The following is a 17004-nucleotide window of genomic DNA, read 5'->3' as shown; positions in this document are numbered from 1 at the left end:
GCAAATGATTGTATACTCAGGAAAATATCATCTTATTTCAGCGCAAAGGAGTGCCCATGTTAGCGAGTCTGCACAAGGATCATCTCAACATCGCCCGGCTACTGGAGTTGCTCAAGCACAAGCTGGTGGCTATCCATGCCGAAGAACCCATCAGCTACTTTCTGGTGCGCGATGTTATCGACTATCTGCGGGAGGTCTCTGACAAGTACCATCACCCCAAAGAGGATCTCATCTATGACTACTACCTGAAATATCGGGTGGTAGAGGGGGAGGTGGCCAACCGGCTGCAGGAGGAGCACGTCAAGCTGCTGGAGGCGGGGGCCGATCTCAAAGAGATGGTGGAGATGATCCTGATGGATGCAGTGATCCCGCTCGATCAGTTCACCGCCAAGCTGGAACGTTTTGTTGAGCTGCAAGAAGCGCACATGAACTACGAAGAAGGGGTGATCTTCCCGCATCTGCGCGACTCGCTGACCGAGGATGACTGGCGTCATCTGGAGCAAAACTGGCAAAACCGCGCTATTGGTGACCCCCTGTTCGGGGCGGAAGTGAGCCAGCACTTCCAGGCACTGGCCAAGCGCCTCTCCCTGCCGCTGGTGGCCAGCTAAGGCGCAAATAACCGCCAAACAGGATGACCCATACAAGTTGAACCCGGCCTATGAGCCGGGTTCATTCTCTTTACTCACGCCAGAGGATCTTGTGGCGCCACTTGTCGGGCACCGTGAGCTGCCAGCGGTCCAGCTCGCTTTTGCTGAAGACATATTCGCCGCGCAGGGCTGCACGGGGAGAGAGGGTTTTAGGGGAAACCCCTTCCAGTATCGAGTTGATCAGAGAGGCCGCTTGCAGTCCCTGATCGTGGCCATCCAGCACCAGGCCACCGATGGCCATCCCCTTGCCGACGGCAAACTCCCAGAAACAGAAGAGCGGCACCGGCGTGTTGGCGCTGGTCCACTCTAGTACCGTCTGTTCGCTCACATGCTTGCCATTATCGTCAACCAGCGTGTGGTAGAGGCCGAGAAAGATGGCTTGATAGCCATTCTTTTTGCTGTTCAGCACCGCTTCTTGCCAGAGATCGTAGTCACCTATCAGCTGGCTGTTGACCCTGGTTTGGCCAATACGCAGCTCAGTCTGGGTCTTGAATTCGTCTTCGAGAGCGGTGAGTGCCACATTGCTGGAATCAAACAGTACCAGCGCTTTGTCGAGCCCCCCCATCATCTGGCTTATCTCGCTGATGTTGCGTTTGAGCAGGGGACGCTCCAGCACCCCGGTGATCTTGGGGTGGCCGACAAATCCTTTGAGGCGCGGGTTTTCATTCATACCGAGAAAGACCACCGGCGTACCGAGTGAGGCTATTTCGTTGGCCAGATAGTTGATGGCGTTGTCATCGCCAAGTACCACCAGATCCGGTTTGCTCTTGAGATAGAAGGCAATCGCCTGCTGGGCGATATCGTCAAACTCTTCCCGTGGATGGCGTTTGGTATCCATATAGAAGTGAGAGATCTGGTGTTGGCCCTGCAAGCCATTGACCAAACCTTCGTTGTAGCTTTTGTCCCACAGGTATTCGGGGTGGTAACTGCTGATCACCAGAATATGGGCGGCAAACAGTGGCAGGGGGATGACGGTGAGCAGTAGTAACAGCAGGGATTTGATCATAAGGAGTCCCATGTCGTTCAATAGTGTGCACCTGCTCAGTATGTGCGGTTTTGGCTGGAACTGTCATCCCAAAAATCGGAGTAATGACGGCCACTTTTTTTCTGGTTGCAGGATCGGACGCTAGCCCGCACCACACTTGAGGTGGCTCTTTTTTGAGGCTTTTTATGGGTGGTCGGGAACTGTCCCGCTCGCCGAAAACCCTGTTCTGGATCAAGAAATACAGCCACACTTTGGTGCCTAATAGACACCACATATAGGCGTGCATTCAGTTTTAATCCCTATATGTAGTGTTATTAAGCTGTGCATAAGCTGTTCCCTTCCTCTCTTCAGCCCAGGCTTTTCAAGCCTCGGCTGAATTTGTTTGCGTCCAGGACGAGATGCAGGGAAGGGGATCTAACAAGGGTGAGCCAGAGGCAATTGCCTGGCCTTTTAACGGGGAAAATCGATGAAACCGGTTGTGATCAAACGTGACGGATGTCGCGCACCATTTAATGCCCAGTTGATTGCAGAGGCTGTCAGTCGCGCTGCAGAAGCGGTCAATCAGGCCAATTCTGATCTGGCTTCCCGCGTTGCCAATGCGGTCAGTCAGGAGCTGGAAGGTCGTGGTGAGGTAGATATTCACGAGATCCAGAACCGGGTTGAAAACCATCTGATGGCTTCCGACGACAAGGCCATTGCCCGTGCTTATATCGAATATCGCCACGATCGCGATCAGGCCCGTGAGGCGCGCGGTCGCCTGGCGCAGGAGATCCGGGGGCTGGTCGAGCAGACCAATGCGGCTCTGCTTAACGAGAACGCCAACAAAGATTCCAAGGTCATTCCGACCCAGCGCGACCTGCTGGCCGGCATCGTCGCCAAGCACTATGCCACCAGTCACATGCTGCCCCGTGATGTAGTTCAGGCTCACGAGAGCGGTGATCTGCACTTCCATGATCTCGACTACTCTCCGTTCTTCCCGATGTTCAACTGCATGTTGATCGATCTGAAGGGGATGCTGACCCACGGCTTCAAGATGGGCAATGCGGAGATCGATACCCCGAAATCGATCAGCACCGCCACTGCCGTCACCGCCCAGATCATCGCCCAGGTAGCAAGCCACATCTATGGCGGCACCACCATCAATCGCATCGATGAAGTGCTGGCCCCCTATGTGACTATCAGCTGGCAGAAGCACCGCGAAGTGGCCCAGGAGTGGGGCATCGCCGATGTGGAAGCCTATGCCATGGCTCGCACCGAGAAAGAGTGCTACGACGCCTTCCAGTCGCTGGAATATGAAGTCAACACCCTGCACACCGCCAACGGTCAGACCCCGTTCGTCACCTTTGGCTTTGGCCTGGGGGATAGCTGGGAGTCGCGGCTGATCCAGCGCGCTATCCTCAGCAATCGCATTGCAGGCCTTGGCAAGAACAAGAAGACCGCCGTGTTCCCGAAACTGGTGTTCGCCATCAAGGATGGCCTCAACCACAAGCAGGGTGATCCCAATTACGACATCAAGCAACTGGCGCTGGAGTGTGCCTCCAAGCGGATGTATCCGGACATCCTCAACTACGACCAGGTAGTGAAAGTGACCAGCTCCTTCAAGACCCCCATGGGTTGCCGCTCTTTCCTCGGTGCCTACGAAGAGAATGGTGAGTTGATCCACGAAGGCCGTAACAACATTGGTGTGGTGAGCCTCAACCTGCCGCGTATTGCGCTCAAGTCTCGCGATGAGGCGGACTTCTGGGATCGTCTGGATGCCGCCCTGCGAGTCGCCAAGAAGGCGCTGATGTATCGCATTGAACGCCTCGACGGCGTCAAGGCTCGGGTTGCTCCGATCCTCTATATGGAAGGGGCTTGTGGTGTTCGCCTGAAGGCCGATGACAACGTCAGCGAAATCTTCAAGAACGGCCGCGCCTCTATCTCGCTGGGTTACATCGGGGTACACGAGACCATCAATGCGCTGTTTGGTGGTGAAACCCATCTGTTCGATAGCGAGATCCTGCGCCAAAAGGCGATCGCTATCATCGAGCGCCTCAAGGCTGCGACCGATGAGTGGAAAGAGGAGACCGGCTATGGCTTTAGCCTCTACTCCACTCCGAGCGAGAACCTCTGCACCCGTTTCTGCCGTATCGATGCCAAGGAGTTTGGCGTGGTATCTGGTGTGACCGACAAGGGGTACTACACCAACAGCTTCCACCTCGACGTGGAGAAGCAGGTCAATCCGTACGACAAGCTGGACTTTGAGGCACCCTATCCGCCTATCGCCAGCGGCGGCTTCATCTGCTATGGCGAGTACCCCAACATTCAGCACAACCTGGAAGCGCTGGAGAACGTCTGGGACTACAGCTATGACAAGGTGCCCTACTACGGTACCAACACGCCTATCGACGAGTGCTACGACTGTGGCTTCACCGGCGAGTTCGAGTGCACCTCCAAGGGCTTTACCTGCCCCCGCTGCGGTAATCATGATCCCGCCAAGGTGTCGGTGACCCGCCGGGTTTGTGGCTACCTCGGCAGCCCAGATGCGCGCCCTTTCAATGCGGGCAAGCAGGAAGAGGTGAAGCGTCGCGTCAAACATATGTGAGCGCACAAGCGATGAAGAGCTGGCCCCTGACTCAAGGGGCCATTTTCATTGGAGGGCGGCAGCCACGCCGCTGTCCCGTGAACGAAGCAGGAAACAAGTGATGCATTACCACAAATACTATCCGGTCGATGTGATCAACGGCCCCGGCACCCGCGCTACTCTGTTTGTTTCGGGGTGCGAGCACCAGTGCCCTGGCTGCTATAACCAGAGCACGTTGCGGCTCGATGGTGGTCTGCCGTTTGATGAGGCGATGAGCGATCGCATCATTAGCGACCTCAATGACACGCGCATCAAGCGGCGCGGGCTATCGCTCTCCGGCGGTGATCCGCTCCACCCGGCCAATGTGCCCTACGTACTGGCGCTGGTGCAGCGGGTGCGTGCCGAGTGTCCGGGCAAGGATATCTGGTGCTGGACCGGTTACCAGCTTGGCGAACTCTCGGTTGTCCAGCGCGAGCTGGTGGCCTTACTTGATGTGCTGGTGGATGGCCGGTTTGAGAAAGCGCTGGCTGATCCCGGTCTGCTCTGGCGGGGCAGCAGCAATCAGCAGATCCACGACCTCAATGCCTGGCGCGAGAGTGGCGAGCGGATCCCCTGTCTGTTTGCTTCCTGAACCTTGTCTGGGGCCTCACCGCCTGCAACACAGCTATTTGTTGACTGCATCATGACCCTAAGGCCAATCCTCGCGGATTGGCCTTTTGTTTATGTCCATATGGAGACTTTTTCGGTAGGATTGGTCACTGACCAGTGTATTGTCAGCCAGCCGACAGGCGGTACAGAGAGACAAGGAGCGTTACATGATATCAAGGGGATTGTGGCTGGGGGCCATGCTGTCACTGCTGTTGGGGTGTACCTCCCGGCCGGAGGTCGCACAGGATCGCACGCCGATCGCGATCCCGCTTGATCAGCTCTCCCGTTACTGGATACAGGATCGCCAGTTCTCATTTTTTGGCGAGGATGAGCCAGAATTTCCTGTCAAACCGGTGAAAGGGTATGTGGAGGTACGTTATCTGATCGACTCCAATGGCAGACCGATCAAGCCGGTGGTGGTGGCCGCGGAGCCCCCGGGTGAACTGGAGCAGAGCGCGCTGGCGACCCTCTCCCGGATGCGTTACAGCCCGGGAGATGACAATCCGGATGCGGTGCCAGTCGAGGTGACCAATCGCTTCGACATCGAGATAAACTGATCCTCCTTCATTGCAGCAGAGACCCCGGCCAGGCCGGGGTCACGTTTATTGTTGTTTGCAGTCGCGATAGACGGTCTGCCACTCACCGTTGTCGTCACGCATTTCGACAAAGCCCTCATCCCCCTTGTTCCACCAGACGGCTTCGTGATCGTCCGTATAACGTGCTCCTGAAGCGGACATTGCCTGGGGCAGGGTATAGTCCTTGCCGTCCGGCAGCGACAGCTTGATAAAGTTGAGGCTATCGTCGGAGAGAGAGAAGTAGCGCACCTGCACCTTTTTACCTTGTTCACACTGGTAACTGATGGGGTCACCACCGGTGACGGTGAGGCTATTGCCCTGACTGCAGCCGGTGAGCAGGCCAAGCACCAGTGCACTGGCGACCATCAGATGAGCATTATTCATGGTTGCGGCTCCTTGGATGTCATACGGCCCTGAGCCTACCAGCTTGATGTACCGCTGTAATCCCTTTGTGCAATTGTTGCGTCGCTTGATGTCCGGATGGGGAGAGAGGCGCTGCGTGCTGTCGGCCAAGGGGGTAACTCTGCCATTTTTTCAGCAAGTGCTCTGGGTTCGGCGGCTCTTGGTTTAGATACGGCCTGAATTAGCGTGGTTAGCACCTGTCTGGCACTGTGGATCCAAAGCAACAGCTCAAAAAGCCCCGCCATCAGGCGGGGGAAATGTGAGTGGCTCTTTGCGCTGAAAACTCAGGGCCGACAACCGCTGTCAATGTCCGAAACGGGTTGCTTCAAAGCGGTTGAGTAACTGGTGAATGAGGTAACAGGCTACCAGCGTAGCGATGATGGCGCACAGTATGCTGCTTACCCGGTAGAAGGCACTGAACACCAGATCGTTACCCGGGGTGAGAGACTGGCCGAACAGAATGCCCAGGGTGGTGGTTGCGCCAAAACCTACGCCAGACCCGCTTGCCTCTTTTACGTGAGCGTGACTGAACAGCATGGCCCCGAGCCAGAGTAGCGGTGCGATCAGCAGTAGCTGGCCAGACCAGTCATAGAGCACTATTTGACCGAGCAGCCCGAATGTCGCGCCAAGCAGGGTTCCCATGGCCCGTTTTTTGGCATCACTCAGGGCTCCATTCCAGTGCATGGGAAACAGCATCAGGATGGTTGCTGCTTGTGCCGACAGGGAATCGTTTAGGTTTAGAACCTGAAAGGTAAGAAACGAGAGGGTTGCGACAGTGGCGCCTAACAGGGCCTCATGGCGCATTCTGTGCGGGGCCTTGGGATGTGGCACATGTTTGGGGCGCTCTGTTACATCCGGTATGAGTGCGGTCATTGTGTAGGCAATTAACACCGACAAGACACAGGCTCTGAAGTTGTTGAAGATCAGCTCATTGAGATTGAGCTGTGGGTAGCTGGCAAAGTGCAGCATGATGCTGAGCGTCAGCACGCCATAGGCACCGAACAGAAACAGGCTGCCCCGCGACATGGCAGTAAACCGGTAGAAAAACAGCAGAAAGGCGATCGGTGTCATCAACCCCGGATGACTGCCAAATAGCCCTCCCAGTAATCCCACTTCCAGTCCACTGATAGATGATGCGGCAATAATCTGGCGTGCGGCATGGCCGTTCATCACGGGGACAATGCCCAGCAACAGCATGGGCGTGACCGTGTAGAAAACCCCGTAATTCCAGTTACACAGCTTGCATAGCAAAAATCCCGTGGTACAGCCAAACGCGATGCGCAGACACTGGCGCAAGTCGTTGGTCGTAAGGGGCCGGTGCCAGAGATTGATGAGCGCTTCACCGGTTGAACGAGTCGGCCCGCTGGCAGGAGAGGAGCCCGAGTGGATAGCTCCTGCGGTATTAGTCGACACGGTATCAGTAGACCCAGTATTAGTAGACATAGTGCAGCAGACTGAGCAGATGGATCTGGCCACGAGCCAGCAGGGCGGTCAGCGGATTTTCTGGCAGCAACTGGACGGTCGCCCGGGCCCCGGCTGGCAGGTTGCTTGGCATAGTGTCCAGCTCCAGATGCAGGCGCATCCGTTGGGCATCCCGCACCCAGCGATCCGATTCCACCGGTGCTGCCAGCCGACCGTTGGCATCAAACTGGCCAGCACTGACGCCGGCATCCATGCTGCTCACCCGTGCAGCGTAGAGCTGGCCCGGTTTCCCATCGAAGGCAACCAGTGCCCGGGTATTCTCCCCAACATAGCGCAGGCTCTTCTCCCGAAAATCGGCGATCACGTCTACCTGCTCTGATACCAGCGCCAGCAGGGGGTTACCCGTGGTGGCTATGCTGCCTGGTTTAAGCTGCAGGTTGGTGATGGTGCCATCCTGATCTGCATGTACCCGGCTGTAAGCGAGTGCCAGCTTTGCCTGTGCCAGTTTGTTGCGAGCCTGGCGCAACAACAGATTGTCATCGCCTCCCAAGCCGCGACTCGCTTTGAGCTGTGCCAGTTTTGCCTGACTCGCCCGCAGATTGGCTTGGGCACTGCGCAGGGCGCTGTCGGCTTCATCTTTTTGTTGCAGAGAAATCATGTGGCGCTGGAACAGGGCATCTGTCCGTTCCGCTTCCCGCCATCTCTGGCTGGCAAGGGTCTCTCTGGCGTTGATGTCGGCGGCGGCTGCGGTCAGGGCGGCATCCAGCTCGTGGTTTTGTTGCTCAGCTTGAGCCAGTGCCAGTTGTGCCTGCTCCACGGCCAGTTCGAATGGTTCTGGAGCCAGGGTAAATAGCAGGTCTCCCTTTTTTACTCGCTGGTTATTGTGAACAGCGACATCGATTACTTTGCCGCTAACCTGAGGCGCCAGTTTGGTGACAACCCGGGTTGCCATTGCCTGGGGGGTGAGGGGCATCAGCAGATCTGCCATCAGAAAATAGGCAAAAAGTGTTGCAAAGCCAGCGATGGACCATTTGATCCAGCGGGCAAATTGTTGATCCGGGGTCATCTTATTCTCTCTCTTCTGCAGCCTCGGCATTGGACGGGCTGAGCTCGTCTCCGACCTGTTTATCTTGGTGTTGTTCGATTTTGCTAATGGCATTGGCCGAGATCTGTTGCACCGTCTCTTCAAACAGACGCAGCGTCTGCTCATCTATATTTCCCAGCAGCTCTCTGCGCAGTTTCATGAAGTGATCGGAAAGTTGATCGAGCAGCTTTTGACCAGATGGTGTGACGCTCACGATGCGGGCTCGTTTGTCCTGACTGCAGCAGTGGCGCTCGATCAGCCCTTGCTCCTCCAGCTGGCCCAGGGTACGCATCAGAGACGGGAGCTCTATTTCGAGGGCATTGGCCAGGTTTTTTTGGCTGACATTGCCTCCCATGCGAGAGAGTCGCCAGAGTGCACTCCAACGGGGATGGGTCAGACCCAAAGGAGCAAGCTCCAGCTCGGCCGCGGTGCGCCATAATCGGTGCATACGTGCCACTTGCTCGGCGAGCGATAGCTCGCGCAACCTTTCCAGATCCGTCATTTAGTCCTCTCGACTTACTTAGCATGCTAAGCATTATACTTAGTTAGCAGGCTAAGTAAATGGCAATGATGCGCCATCTTTTCAGGCTGGGCTATCAGGGAAGAAAATGAGGTTCATCGGAATCTGAATTTCTGTTCCTGGTGAATATGGGTCACAGCTATTTGCTTAGCGGGATTCCACATGCCGGTTTGGTGATATTGGCCACTATTTTCAGAAAATTTTCAGGTTCAGCGAGCGGCTCATTTTTTATCCGCTAATATAGATGGGGTTATAAAAAAGGGGGAAACGGGTTGTGGATGGATATGACAGTGGATGTGTGTATCTGGCAATTGAAACTCTGCTGAGTGATAGGGAATATGGTGCAGAGTCACCTTATGGCGTGAATCGGGATGATGCGGTCAGCAGTACCGATATCAGTCATGATTTTGACCCCGCCAATATTCCAATGTTGTTGGCAGAATAGACCTGACCGTGTGTGAACCTTGTGAGCTCAAGCCAGTGCTGTGGTGTTCGCTGGCTTGACTCATCACTATTTCAATGATCTTCCTTGTATCTCTCCTCCCACCATTTTTCATCTCGCTTGGCTTGCTGCCTGCGCTCTCGCACAAACCTTGATACGGCCTGCCGTGGCGCTCGCATCATCGCGATGACGTGACCTGCGGATAATCACTCACAGGTTTTGTGAGGATAAATGGTCGCAGGGTTTGCCATCTGACTCTGTTATTTCCCGAAAGGGGATAGATCATCGCATCACTATTACTGCTGATCACCAAAATAACCGCTATTCATGTCGCTCGTTTTCTATTCCAATTTCCTTGTCGGGTCGGATTTCGGTGGCATGGTGATCTATTGAGCTGCGCAGTTTGGCGGCACCATGATGTTTAAGTTTTTAATGTTTTTATATGGCTTTGCAGCCTGGCTAACCGACAAGGGCGAGGGGGATCAATAAAGTAGCGGCCACAATCACACGCAGAGACCATAACAATGAAAAACCTCTCTACCCTACAAACCACACAAGAAAAGGCCGCTTTTATGGGCGGCCACCAAATTGCCGGTATGCCGCTCTTTATATTTCTCGGGTTGGCGACCTGCGTTCTCTTTTCCGGCTGGAACGGTTCGCTTCCGCTCGGCATGGTCGGGGCGCTGGCGCTGATGTTCGTGCTGGGTACCCTGCTGACCGAGCTGGGTGAGCGGATCATGCCGATCCGTGAATATCTGGGGGGCGGCACCATCCTCGCCATCTTCGGCGGTGCTGCCCTGTTCGAATATCAGCTGCTGCCGGTGCAGGCCGGACAGGTCATCACCAACTTTATGAAGGAGGGGGGCTTTCTCAACTTCTTTATCGCCAGCCTGGTTACCGGCTCTGTGTTCGGCATGAGCGGCGCTTTGCTGAAAAATGCCGCCATGCGCTATCTGCCGGTCATTCTTGGCGGCGTCGCGCTGGCGCTGCTGAGCGTTGGTCTGGTCGGCTCCCTGATGGGGTACGGCTTCAAGAATGCGGTGCTGCTCATTGGTTTGCCGATCATGGGCGGCGGCATGGGGGCGGGCGCGGTGCCTTTGGTGGAGATCCTCTCCGGCCCGATGCAGATGTCCAGTGCGGATCTGCTGTCACGCATGGTACCGGCGGTGGTGATCGCCAACACCCTGGCCATTCTGGTGGGCTCCCTGCTGGCGCGCCTTGGTCGCCGCTACCCCTCCCTGACCGGCAACGGCAAGCTGATGGTCAAAGAGAATAGCCAGCGCATCGCTGACGAGCAGGCCGAAGCGCCGACTCTGCAGAGTCTGGGGATGGGCCTGTTTATCAGCTCCAGCATGTTTGTACTGGGCTCGCTGCTTGGCAACTTTATCCCCATGCACCCCTTCGCCCTGATGATTCTGGCGGTCGCCTTTATCAAGGTGAGCGGCGTGCTGCCGCGCCGTTATGAGCAGGCGGCGGCCGACTGGTATCAGTTTGTGGTGAGCAACCTGACCCCCTCGCTGCTGGTGGGGATCGGTGTCGCCTACACCAGTATTCCGGAGCTGATCAGCGCTTTTTCCATCAGCTACTTCGTGCTGGTCATGGTGACCGTGATTGGCGGTGCCCTCGGTGCCGCGCTGGTCGGCAAGATGATTGGCTTCTATCCCATCGAGGCAGCCATCACCGGCGGACTCTGCATGGCCAACATGGGCGGTACTGGCGACGTAGCCGTGCTCTCGGCGGCTCAGCGGATGAAGCTGATGCCCTTTGCCCAGATCTCCTCCCGTCTCGGCGGTGCCGTGATGCTGATTTTGGCTACCGCGCTTATCTCTCTGCTCGCTTGATCACTGAATACAGGAAACAGACATGAACGACATCATGATGGGCACCAGCCTCCCCTATGCCGAACGCAAGCGTCAGGGCGTGCGGGGTCGCATGCCCCACAAGGAGGAGTCCCTCTCCCAGCAGCGACGCCGGATCTACCGGTTGGTCAGCGCCATGCAGAGTCCGTTTGACCAGCATCTGCTGCTGCGCCAGCTGCAGGAGGACAACCCGGTGCTCTTTTACGATCTGGTGCGCCACCACCTGCCGGAGCTGCTGCCGATCATCTATACCCCGGTGGTGGGGGAGGCGTGTCAGCGTCACAGCGACCTCTATCTGCGCAGCCACGGCCTCTATCTCTCCTGGCATGACAGGGACGATCTTGACGACATCCTCGAGTCGGTGGAGCAGGAGGTGGACGTGATCGTCATCTCCGATGGCGAGCGGGTACTGGGGCTCGGCGATCTCGGTATCGGCGGCATGGGGATCTGCATCGGCAAGCTGGCGCTCTACTCTGCCGCGGGTGGCATCAACCCGGCGCGCACCCTGCCGCTGTGCGTTGATGTGGGCACCAACAACCCCGAGTTGCTGGAGGATGACTCCTACCTCGGCTGGCAATCCCCGCGCATCGACGGCGAGAGCTACTACCACTTCATGGACAAGGTGGTGGCTGCCATTCGCAAGCGCTGGCCGCAGGTAGTACTGCAGTTTGAAGATTTTGCCGGCAAGCACGCCGCCAACCTGCTGAGCCGCTATCGCGACGAGCTCTGCATGTTCAACGATGACATTCAGGGGACGGCGGCGGTCGCTTCTGCCTGCGTGCTGGCCGGGTTGCAGCAGGCGGGTACTGCTCTGTGCGATGCGCCCGTGCTGATCGTCGGTGCTGGCTCGGCCGGTTGCGGCATTGCTGCCATGCTGGCCCAGCTGGCGGGGAGTCACAGCGGGGTCTGGCTGTTTGATCAGGATGGGGTGGTCTGCCGCGATCGTGCCACTCTGACCCGCGCCCAGCAGCCCTTTGCCCGCGAGGTGAGCGAGGCCTGCGGTTCGCTGCTGGAGACCATCCGTCAGGTGCGACCGGCGGTGCTGATCGGGGTGAGCGGTCAGGGTGGCCTCTTTACTCAAGAGGTGCTGCAGGCGATGGGCGAGGTGTGCGAGCAGCCGGTGATCCTGCCGCTCTCCAACCCGACCCGCAGCGCCGAGGCAACGCCCGAGCAGGTGTGGGCCGCCACCGATGGCCGCGCCCTGCTGGCCACCGGCAGCCCGTTTGCGCCGGTGACGGTAGCGGGCGAGCGGCGGGTGGTCTCCCAGTGCAACAACGTCTATGTCTTTCCGGGGATTGGCCTCGGAGCCTGCGCCGTCAAGGCGCGCCGCATCAGCGATGGCATGTTGCTGGCCGCGGTTCGGGCGGTCGGTGCCTATCCGCTGCTGACTGGGCGATTGCTGCCCCCCATCGAGCAGGTGGGGGAGGTGGCCCGCGCGGTCGCCAGGGCGGTGGCGCTCTGCGCCCGTGAGGAGGGATTGGCCGATTTTAGCGGTGATCCGTCACCTTTGATTGACCAGACCTGGTGGCATCCGCACTATTGGGTTGCGTCCTGACGTTTTAAGGTTTGTGCATGAAACTTCGCCATCAGCTGGTCACCCTCTCTTTGGGGCTCTCCCTGCTGCTGATCATCATTCTGGGCAGTCTGCTCGCACTGTTCATTCGCCATATTCTGGAGAGCAATCTGGAGGATAAAGGCGGCGATTTGGCTCGTATTCTGGCCGCGGATACCCGAGTGGTCACTGCCCTGCAGCAGGGCAGTGACCCGACCCTGCGCGACTATGTGGAGGGGATCTGCAGCCGTACCGATGCCACCTATATGGTGGTGACTGACGAGCATGGTCGTCGTCTCAGCCATCCCCGCCCCGAATTGATCGGCCAGAAGTTCCGGGGGGAGGATATCTGGCCAGCATTGCAGGAGCGGCGCAGTTACTGCTCCAGAGATCGGGGCACCATGGGGCTGGCGATCCGCTGTTTCTCACCGGTGCTGGGGGCGGATGGCCGCACCATGGGGGCCGTGGTGGTCGGCTATTTGATGCAAAAGGTCGAGGGCATATATATGGAGCGGGTTGCCCTGCTCATCTGTGCCATCGTGGCCGTGCTGGGGTGCGGCTTGCTGCTGGCGCTCTGGGTTCAATATCTGCTGCGCAAGACCTTGCTCGATCTGGAGCCCGAGACCATAGTGCGCCGCTTCACCCTTCAAGATCTGGTGCTGGAACATATCACCGAGGGGGTCATCGCCCTCGATAGCAGCGGCAATATCAGCATGATCAACAGCACTGCCAGCTATCAGCTGCGGTTACCCGCCACCGGGCGTCATGCCCTGCTGGGGCAATCGTTGCCCGAGCTGGTACCCCCTCTCGCTCCCTGTCTGGAGCAGGAGGCGGGCGAGGTGAGTTTCACCATTCAGGGCGATGATTTTGTTGGCCGTTGGCAGGCGGTGCAGGGCAAGACGCCGGGGCGGCTGCTTATTTTCAGTCGTCCTGAAGTGGCGGCCAGTCTCGGGGTGCAGGTGACCCACCTGCGCCAGTATGCCGAGATGCTGCGGATGCAGAGCCATGAGTTTGCCAACAAGCTGAGCAGCCTCTCCGGCCTGCTGCAACTGGGTCATGTGGATCAGGCGGTGGAGCTGATCCAGCAGGAGAACGAGGCGTGCCAGACCATGCTGCAGGAGCTGTTGCGGCTGATCGATAACAAGCCGGTGGCGGGGCTTATTCTCGGCAAGTTCAGCCGGGCCCGCGAGTTGGGGGTGACGCTGGAACTCGATCCCGATTCGGCGTTGGCGGAGTATCCGGCTTCAGTCTCGGCCGATCTCATCACTCTCATTGGTAACCTGCTGGACAACGGCCTGCAGGCGGCCTGGCGCAACCGCCAGCAGCGTCCGCCCCGGGTATTGCTCTCTCTCTGTGACGTGGGGCGGCGACTGGTGATCGAAGTGGAGGACAGTGGTGAAGGGGTTGACGAAGATCTGGCTGATCATCTGTTTGATTACGGTGTGAGTCGTCAGAGCGGCGATCACGGGGTAGGCCTCTTTCTGGTCAAGGAGACAGTAGGTCGGCGCGAGGGTGTGATAGAATGGCGGCGAACTGCCGAACAGACCACCCTGTTTGGTATCTACTTGAATAAAAACCAATTAATGTGAGCCATGGACCCAATAATCACGCTTGTTATTGAAGATGACGATCGGATCGGTGCCATCTTGTCAGAGTTGGTGGCGGCTACCTCCGGTTTCTCCCTGCTGGGGCGGGCTGGCACCCTGGCTCAAGCCGATGCCATGATGGCCGGTGTGGTGCCCCAACTGCTGCTGGTGGATGTCTCCCTGCCTGACGGCTCCGGCCTCGAGTGGGTGAGCCGCTTGCGCAGCCACAACCGCGAAGCCTATGTCATCATGGTGACCGCCTCGCGGGATGTAGAGACCATCCAGCAGGCCCTCAATCTGGGGGTTCATGACTACGTCATCAAGCCATTGCGACTGTTTCGCATCCAGCAGAGTCTGGACGAGATCCTGCAACTGCACAGCCGGTTGTGCGAGCGTGGCCGGTTGGAGCAGGAAGATCTCGACAAACTGCTGGGCAAGGGGGGACGCTCCCAGATCAAGGAGATGCGTGTCACCCCCAAAGGGATCGACAGCATTACCCTGCGTCAGGTGCTGGATCTGCTGGCCGGTGAACCGGAGAACGTCTTCTCCACCGACACGGTGGCGCTGCGCTTGTCGCTCAGCCGCACCACGGCGCGCCGCTATCTGGAGTATCTGGAGTCGGAAGATCGGGTGGATGTGGATCTCAACTATGGTCAGCGGGGGCGGCCGGAGCGGCGCTACCGTTGGCGTAGGGCGGGCTGAGACCCCGGTGGATGCCAACACGCACGTGTAAACAACAAGGGAGCCAGCGGCTCCCTTGTTGTTACTTGATGAGGTGTGATCTCAGGTGGCTTCGCTGGCGACCAGCGGAGCACGCCTCTTCCACTGGGAGGCGATCACCCCGCCGATGATGAGGCCACCGCCCAGCAGGTGATAGCCGTGGATTGGCTCCCCCAGAGTGATAACGGCGATCAGGGCAGTACAGAGTGGCAGCAGGTTCATAAAGACTGAGGCGCGAGCTGCCCCGAGGCAGACGAGTGCACGCATCCAGCTATAGGCGGCCAGCAGGGAGGAGGCGAGTCCGGCAAACAACACCAGCCCCCACCCTTCGGCCGGTACCGCCAGCGAATCGGCACTTAGAGCAACCGGTACCAGCAGCAATACTGCCAGCAGGATCTGCATATAGAGATTGAGCCAGGGGCCGAACGGCAGCTGCCAGCGGCGGATCAGCAGTCCGTAGAGGGCGTAGCTGACAGAGCCCAGCAGCATCATGCCATCACCGGGGTTGATGCCGTTGTGCAACAGCGCCAGCGGCTGGCCCTTGCTCAACAGCCAGAATACCCCGAACAGCGAGATGATCATGCCTGCCAGCGCCTGTTTGCCGGGGCGTTGACCGAAGAAGAGAGTACTCAACAACAGGGTGAGCAGTGGAACTAGCGAGCCGATGACCCCCATATTGGTCGCCGAGGTGCTATGGGCCGCGTAGTAGGTGAGGCATTGGAACAGCACCATGCCCAGCGCCGCCAGCACCAGCAGCTTGCCAAACCAGGGGCGGATTTCGTGACGGCGGCGCAACAGTTGGGGCAGACAGAAAGGAGTCAGCGCCAGAGCGGCGATCACCCAGCGGTAGAAAGAGATGGCAGCAGGATCAAGTACGCTGGCCGCGGCCTTGGAGACTACTGTGTTGGTAGCCCAGATCAGCACCGCCATCAGCGGAAAGAGGAGGGGGGAAAAGATTCGCATCAGAGGCTCCTTAATTAGCAGGGGGCAAGTCTAACCTTGTCTTTCTGATGTTAAGTAGCGTAAAAAAGACAAATGATCCTGAAGAAAGGACAACCCACCATGGTGGCCCATCACTATCATCCCACTGACAGCGAATTGCCCGCGCCCAATCCGCTCTATTTCCGTTATCAGCAGTTGCGGGCGGACAGTATTACCTCACTGCACTCTCACCCCTGGGGGCAGCTCAGCATGATCAGTCTGGGGGTGATGGAGATGGCGTTAGGTGAACAGCGGCTGGTGGCGCCAGCAGACTATCTGATCTGGATGCCTGCGGATCTGGAGCATGCCGCCTATAACGAACAGGCGCTTGACTACACCTCCATCTACGTCAGTCACGAGCAGGCGGCCAAGCTGCCGCCAGAGCCCAGATTGCTGCTGTTGACCCCGCTGATCCGCGCCCTGCTGAACGATTTTTGCGAACGCCGGGTAGGTCACATGATGGATGAGTGGGATCAACGGCAGGCCGAGTTGCTGGTCGAGCGGCTGGCTGGCACTCGCTGTCAGGAGAGTTACCTGCCGATGAGTCAGGATAAACTGTTGGCCCCCATGCTGGCAGTGTTGCACCAGGATCCTGCAGATCATCGCACTCTGGCCCAGTGGGCCGGGCAGTTGCATACCACTGAGCGCACTCTGGCGCGGCGCTGTCTGCGGGAGCTGGGCATGAGCTTTGGTCAGTGGCGGGCGCGTCTGCGGCTGCTCAAGGCGCTGGCATGGCTGAAAGGGGATTTGCCGATCCAGGAGATCAGCTGGCGGCTCGGTTATGGCTCTACCTCTGCCTTTATCGCCATGTTCAATCGCGAGTTGGGCTGTTCACCCCAGCGTTATCGCCAGCAGTCGGCTGAGCGTGGCAGCGCGATGGTGGGAAAAGGTGACGCAGCGCTGTAAACATCTTGATAAGTGACATGTTTCTTATCGTTTCAGGCGTTATTATAAGGGTCTTGTTAGCGCAAGCCACTATGGGGCGAAGGCGAGTCGCCCGCCCCCATCTTCTGGTTCG

The 17004-nt window shown here is 58.0% G+C and carries 16 protein-coding genes; 10 read left to right on the top strand and 6 right to left on the bottom strand.

Annotated features, from left to right (window positions below):
- Window positions 1–56: 56 nt before the first annotated feature.
- Complete coding sequence (locus ACE1BR_RS17035; RefSeq protein ID WP_374872346.1) at window positions 57–608, top strand: hemerythrin domain-containing protein; 552 nt, start codon at window positions 57–59, stop codon at window positions 606–608.
- 70 nt (window positions 609–678) lie between these two features.
- On the opposite strand, the gene ACE1BR_RS17030 is transcribed toward ACE1BR_RS17035, so the two are convergent.
- Window positions 679–1653 (bottom strand): ABC transporter substrate-binding protein, encoded by a 975-nt coding sequence (locus ACE1BR_RS17030; protein ID WP_374872344.1) that lies wholly within the window; start codon window positions 1651–1653, stop codon window positions 679–681.
- Between the two features lie 445 nt (window positions 1654–2098).
- On the opposite strand from ACE1BR_RS17030, the gene nrdD reads away from it, so the two are divergent.
- From nrdD to ACE1BR_RS17015, 3 genes are all read left to right on the top strand, one after another.
- A complete protein-coding gene (gene nrdD, locus ACE1BR_RS17025; protein ID WP_374872342.1) occupies window positions 2099–4216 on the top strand; it encodes an anaerobic ribonucleoside-triphosphate reductase in 2118 nt (705 codons plus the stop codon).
- Window positions 4217–4316: 100 nt separating this feature from the next.
- Complete coding sequence (gene nrdG / locus ACE1BR_RS17020) at window positions 4317–4826, top strand: anaerobic ribonucleoside-triphosphate reductase-activating protein (protein WP_374872340.1); 510 nt, start codon at window positions 4317–4319, stop codon at window positions 4824–4826.
- 184 nt (window positions 4827–5010) lie between these two features.
- Window positions 5011–5400, top strand: a complete 390-nt coding sequence (locus ACE1BR_RS17015) for an energy transducer TonB (RefSeq protein ID WP_374872338.1) — start codon at window positions 5011–5013, stop codon at window positions 5398–5400.
- Window positions 5401–5445: 45 nt separating this feature from the next.
- Here ACE1BR_RS17015 and ACE1BR_RS17010 read toward each other — a convergent pair whose 3' ends face one another.
- From ACE1BR_RS17010 to ACE1BR_RS16995, 4 genes are all read right to left on the bottom strand, one after another.
- Entirely contained in the window at window positions 5446–5802 is a 357-nt protein-coding gene (locus tag ACE1BR_RS17010) for an MliC family protein (RefSeq protein ID WP_374872336.1), read from the bottom strand.
- A gap of 321 nt (window positions 5803–6123) precedes the next feature.
- A complete protein-coding gene (locus ACE1BR_RS17005; protein WP_374872376.1) occupies window positions 6124–7152 on the bottom strand; it encodes a DUF2955 domain-containing protein in 1029 nt (342 codons plus the stop codon).
- Between the two features lie 100 nt (window positions 7153–7252).
- The gene (locus ACE1BR_RS17000) at window positions 7253–8308 is read right to left on the bottom strand and encodes an HlyD family secretion protein (protein ID WP_374872334.1); all 1056 of its coding nucleotides are present in this window, start codon (window positions 8306–8308) and stop codon (window positions 7253–7255) included.
- A 1-nt stretch (window position 8309) separates the two neighbouring features.
- Entirely contained in the window at window positions 8310–8828 is a 519-nt protein-coding gene (locus ACE1BR_RS16995; RefSeq protein WP_374872332.1) for a MarR family transcriptional regulator, read from the bottom strand.
- Between the two features lie 292 nt (window positions 8829–9120).
- On the opposite strand from ACE1BR_RS16995, the gene ACE1BR_RS16990 reads away from it, so the two are divergent.
- The 5 genes from ACE1BR_RS16990 (at window position 9121) to ACE1BR_RS16970 (ending at window position 14987) form a co-directional block, all read left to right on the top strand.
- Complete coding sequence (locus tag ACE1BR_RS16990) at window positions 9121–9291, top strand: hypothetical protein (protein WP_374872330.1); 171 nt, start codon at window positions 9121–9123, stop codon at window positions 9289–9291.
- 521 nt (window positions 9292–9812) lie between these two features.
- Window positions 9813–11129 (top strand): 2-hydroxycarboxylate transporter family protein, encoded by a 1317-nt coding sequence (locus ACE1BR_RS16985; protein WP_374872328.1) that lies wholly within the window; start codon window positions 9813–9815, stop codon window positions 11127–11129.
- 22 nt (window positions 11130–11151) lie between these two features.
- Window positions 11152–12702: an NAD-dependent malic enzyme gene (locus ACE1BR_RS16980; RefSeq protein WP_374872326.1), complete on the top strand. Its 1551-nt coding sequence runs from the start codon at window positions 11152–11154 to the stop codon at window positions 12700–12702.
- Between the two features lie 17 nt (window positions 12703–12719).
- A complete protein-coding gene (locus ACE1BR_RS16975) occupies window positions 12720–14288 on the top strand; it encodes an ATP-binding protein (RefSeq protein ID WP_374872324.1) in 1569 nt (522 codons plus the stop codon).
- Window positions 14289–14291: 3 nt separating this feature from the next.
- A complete protein-coding gene (locus tag ACE1BR_RS16970) occupies window positions 14292–14987 on the top strand; it encodes a response regulator (RefSeq protein WP_111805413.1) in 696 nt (231 codons plus the stop codon).
- A gap of 81 nt (window positions 14988–15068) precedes the next feature.
- Here the strand turns inward: ACE1BR_RS16970 and ACE1BR_RS16965 are convergent, their stop codons facing one another.
- Window positions 15069–15968: a DMT family transporter gene (locus ACE1BR_RS16965; RefSeq protein ID WP_374872322.1), complete on the bottom strand. Its 900-nt coding sequence runs from the start codon at window positions 15966–15968 to the stop codon at window positions 15069–15071.
- Between the two features lie 99 nt (window positions 15969–16067).
- Here ACE1BR_RS16965 and ACE1BR_RS16960 point away from each other — a divergent pair, with 99 nt between their 5' ends.
- Complete coding sequence (locus tag ACE1BR_RS16960) at window positions 16068–16892, top strand: helix-turn-helix transcriptional regulator (RefSeq protein ID WP_374872374.1); 825 nt, start codon at window positions 16068–16070, stop codon at window positions 16890–16892.
- Window positions 16893–17004: the final 112 nt, after the last annotated feature.

This window comes from Aeromonas sp. MdU4 (assembly GCF_041929505.1).
Classification (GTDB): Bacteria; Pseudomonadota; Gammaproteobacteria; order Enterobacterales; family Aeromonadaceae; genus Aeromonas.
Note: the sequence above shows the minus strand (reverse complement) of the source record. Positions and strands in the feature narration are given on the sequence as shown.